The organism is Bacillus sp. LL01 (assembly GCF_001037965.1).
The window spans coordinates 1-3,141 of sequence record NZ_LFEL01000271.1; the positions used below are offsets into that span (position 1 = coordinate 1).

At 39.0% G+C, this 3,141-nt stretch carries 2 protein-coding genes; both read left to right on the top strand.

Features of this window, described 5'->3' with window-relative positions:
• The first annotated feature begins 104 nt into the window (after nt 1–104).
• Nucleotides 105–2,000 carry a PrkA family serine protein kinase gene (locus AB685_RS29255; protein ID WP_047974129.1) on the top strand — a complete coding sequence of 632 codons (1,896 nt, stop codon included), beginning with the start codon at nt 105–107 and terminating at the stop codon, nt 1,998–2,000.
• A gap of 313 nt (nt 2,001–2,313) precedes the next feature.
• A partial coding sequence (locus tag AB685_RS29260) for a DUF444 family protein (RefSeq protein WP_047974130.1) occupies nt 2,314–3,141 on the top strand: 828 nt, incomplete at its 3' end.

Genomic DNA, 3,141 nt, shown 5'->3' on the forward strand with positions numbered 1-3,141 from the left:
TGACTGGGTAAAACGTCAATTTCTGAAATGGGATGCATGTTCACTTGGGCCTGTGCATAAAGTGTATTAATCTCTCTTGACCACGAGGATGGGGGTAAATAATAATGGATATCTTAAAAAAGATTGAAAATTTCAGAGAAGAAGAAGAGCGGTTGAAATGGGAAGGAACCTTTGCTGATTACTTAGAATTACTAAAAGAAAAACCGTATGTTGCACAAACGGCACACTCCCGCGTTTATCATATGATTAAAGATGCTGGTGTGGAAGAAGAAAACGGCGGAAAAAAATATTCGTTTTTTAGTGATCAAATCTATGGTCTTGAAGAGTCAATTGAAAAGTTAGTAGAAGAGTATTTTCACTCGGCAGCAAAAAGGCTCGATGTTCGTAAGCGGATCTTGCTGTTAATGGGTCCTGTAAGTGGTGGTAAATCGACTCTTGTCACGATGTTAAAAAGAGGGCTTGAGCAGTATTCGCGTACAGATACAGGGGCTGTTTATGCGATAAAAGGATGCCCGATGCATGAGGATCCACTGCATTTAATTCCACAACATTTACGTGCTGATTTCTTTGACGAGTATGGTGTGAAGATAGAGGGAAATCTATCACCTTTAAATATGATGAGGTTAGAACAAGAGTATGGTGGCCGGATTGAAGATGTGATGGTAGAGAGAATTTTCTTCTCAGAGGATAAGCGAACAGGAATTGGAACCTTCAGCCCTTCAGATCCGAAATCACAAGATATTGCCGATTTAACTGGAAGTATCGACTTTTCGACGATTGCTGAGTATGGTTCTGAGTCTGATCCTCGGGCCTATCGTTTTGACGGAGAGTTGAATAAAGCAAACCGAGGAATGATGGAGTTTCAAGAGATGTTGAAATGTGATGAGAAATTCCTATGGCATTTACTTTCACTCACTCAAGAGGGGAATTTCAAAGCTGGAAGATTTGCTTTGATATCAGCCGATGAGCTCATCGTTGCTCATACAAATGAATCTGAGTATAGATCATTTATTTCCAATAAGAAAAACGAAGCCCTTCACTCCAGAATTATCGTGATGAAGATTCCGTATAACTTAAAAGTGAGTGAGGAAGAGAGAATTTATAAGAAAATGATTTCAGATAGTGATCTCTCACATGTTCATATCGCTCCACATGCCCTAAAGGTTGCTGCGATCTTCACGATTTTAACTCGTTTAAAAGACCCTAAGAAACAAGGTGTCGACCACGTAAAGAAGATGCGTTTATATGATGGAGAAAGTGTAGAAGGCTTTAATTCTCAGGACCTAGAAGAATTGAAACAAGAGCATCCAGATGAGGGAATGAGTGGAATTGACCCACGTTATGTCATTAATCGAATTTCATCTGCGATTATTAGAAAACAATTAACATCGATCAATGCGCTTGATGTGTTGCGTTCTATTAAAGAGGGACTTAATCAGCATGCATCGATTTCACAAGAAGACCGTGAGCGTTACATGGACTTTATTGCTGTTGCGAGAAAAGAGTATGACAAGATTGCGAAGAAGGAAGTTCAAAAAGCCTTTGTCTACTCTTATGATGAGTCTGCGAAAACATTAATGGACAATTATCTAGATAATGTAGAAGCTTACTGCAACAAGAATAAATTACGTGACCCATTAACGGGTGAAGAAATGACGCCAGATGAGAAATTAATGCGTTCTATTGAGGAACAAATTGGCATTTCAGAGAATGCGAAAAAAGCATTCCGTGAAGAAATTCTTATCCGCATTTCAGCTTATGCCCGTAAAGGGAAGAAATTTGATTACAACTCGCATGAGCGTTTACGCGAAGCGATCCAGAAGAAGCTATTTGCTGACTTGAAGGATATTGTGAAGATTACCACATCTGTGAAAACACCAGATGAATCACAACTCAAGAAAGTAAATGAGGTTATTGCCCGCTTAATTGATGAGCACGGTTATAACTCTACTTCAGCTAATGAACTGTTACGTTATGTAGGAAGCTTGTTGAATCGCTAAATAGCCATGTCATCATCTCTAATGTGAGATGATGACATTTTCTTTTATACGTGATACGTGTTGTTGCGTTGAGAACAGTAATAGGATGGAATAAGGTTTTTTTGCTTGTACAAGATAATTTGTCAGAATTTATTAGCAACTCTTATCCCTGTCTGCATAGGATATTATAAGCCCCTATCTAATTGGTAAGTTAAACAAAGGGGCGATTCGAGATCAGTATATGTTGAATTGGAAAATATGTGACACATTCCGTTGATGAAATCGGTTTTGATTTTGCATAAAAAGGATGGAGTATACAAGGAGGGGAAATGGTGTGAAAGATCCTAATAAACATAACTTTGTCGTGTCTCAAGAGAATTGGTCCCTCCATCGAAAGGGACATCAAGATCAAAGACGTCATCAAGAGAAGGTACAAGAAGCGATTAAGAAAAACCTTCCTGATTTAGTGAGTGAAGAAAACATTGTTATGTCTAATGGGCGTGAAGTAATTCGAATTCCAATTCGTTCATTAGATGAGTACAAAATACGCTATAACTATGATAAAAATAAGCATGTTGGTCAAGGGAAGGGTGATAGTAAAGTAGGCGATGTTGTAGCTCGCGATCCGAATGCCCAAAAGCAACAGCAGGGGCCTGGAAAGGGTCAAGGTGCTGGTGAAGATGCCGGAGAGGATTACTTTGAAGCTGAAGTGTCGATTATGGAGTTACAAGAGATGCTATTTAAAGAACTAGAGCTGCCCAACCTACAGAAGAAGGAAGATGCTGAAATTATTGTAGAGGATATTTCCTTTAATGATATTCGTAAAAAAGGATTAATGGGCAATGTTGATAAACGGCGAACAATCTTATCAGCTATTAAGCGGAATGCCCTAGAAGGTAGACCAGGTCTTATCCCTATTTATAATGATGATTTACGTTTCAAAACTTGGACCGAAACAATTAGACCAGAGTCGAAAGCTGTCGTACTTGCGATGATGGATACAAGTGGTAGTATGGGACGCTGGGAAAAGTATATGGCACGCAGCTTCTTTTTCTGGATGACCCGTTTCTTGCGAACAAAATACGAAACGGTTGATATTGAATTTATCGCCCATCATACAGAAGCAAAAGTAGTCTCAGAAGAGGATTTCTTCTCAAAAGGA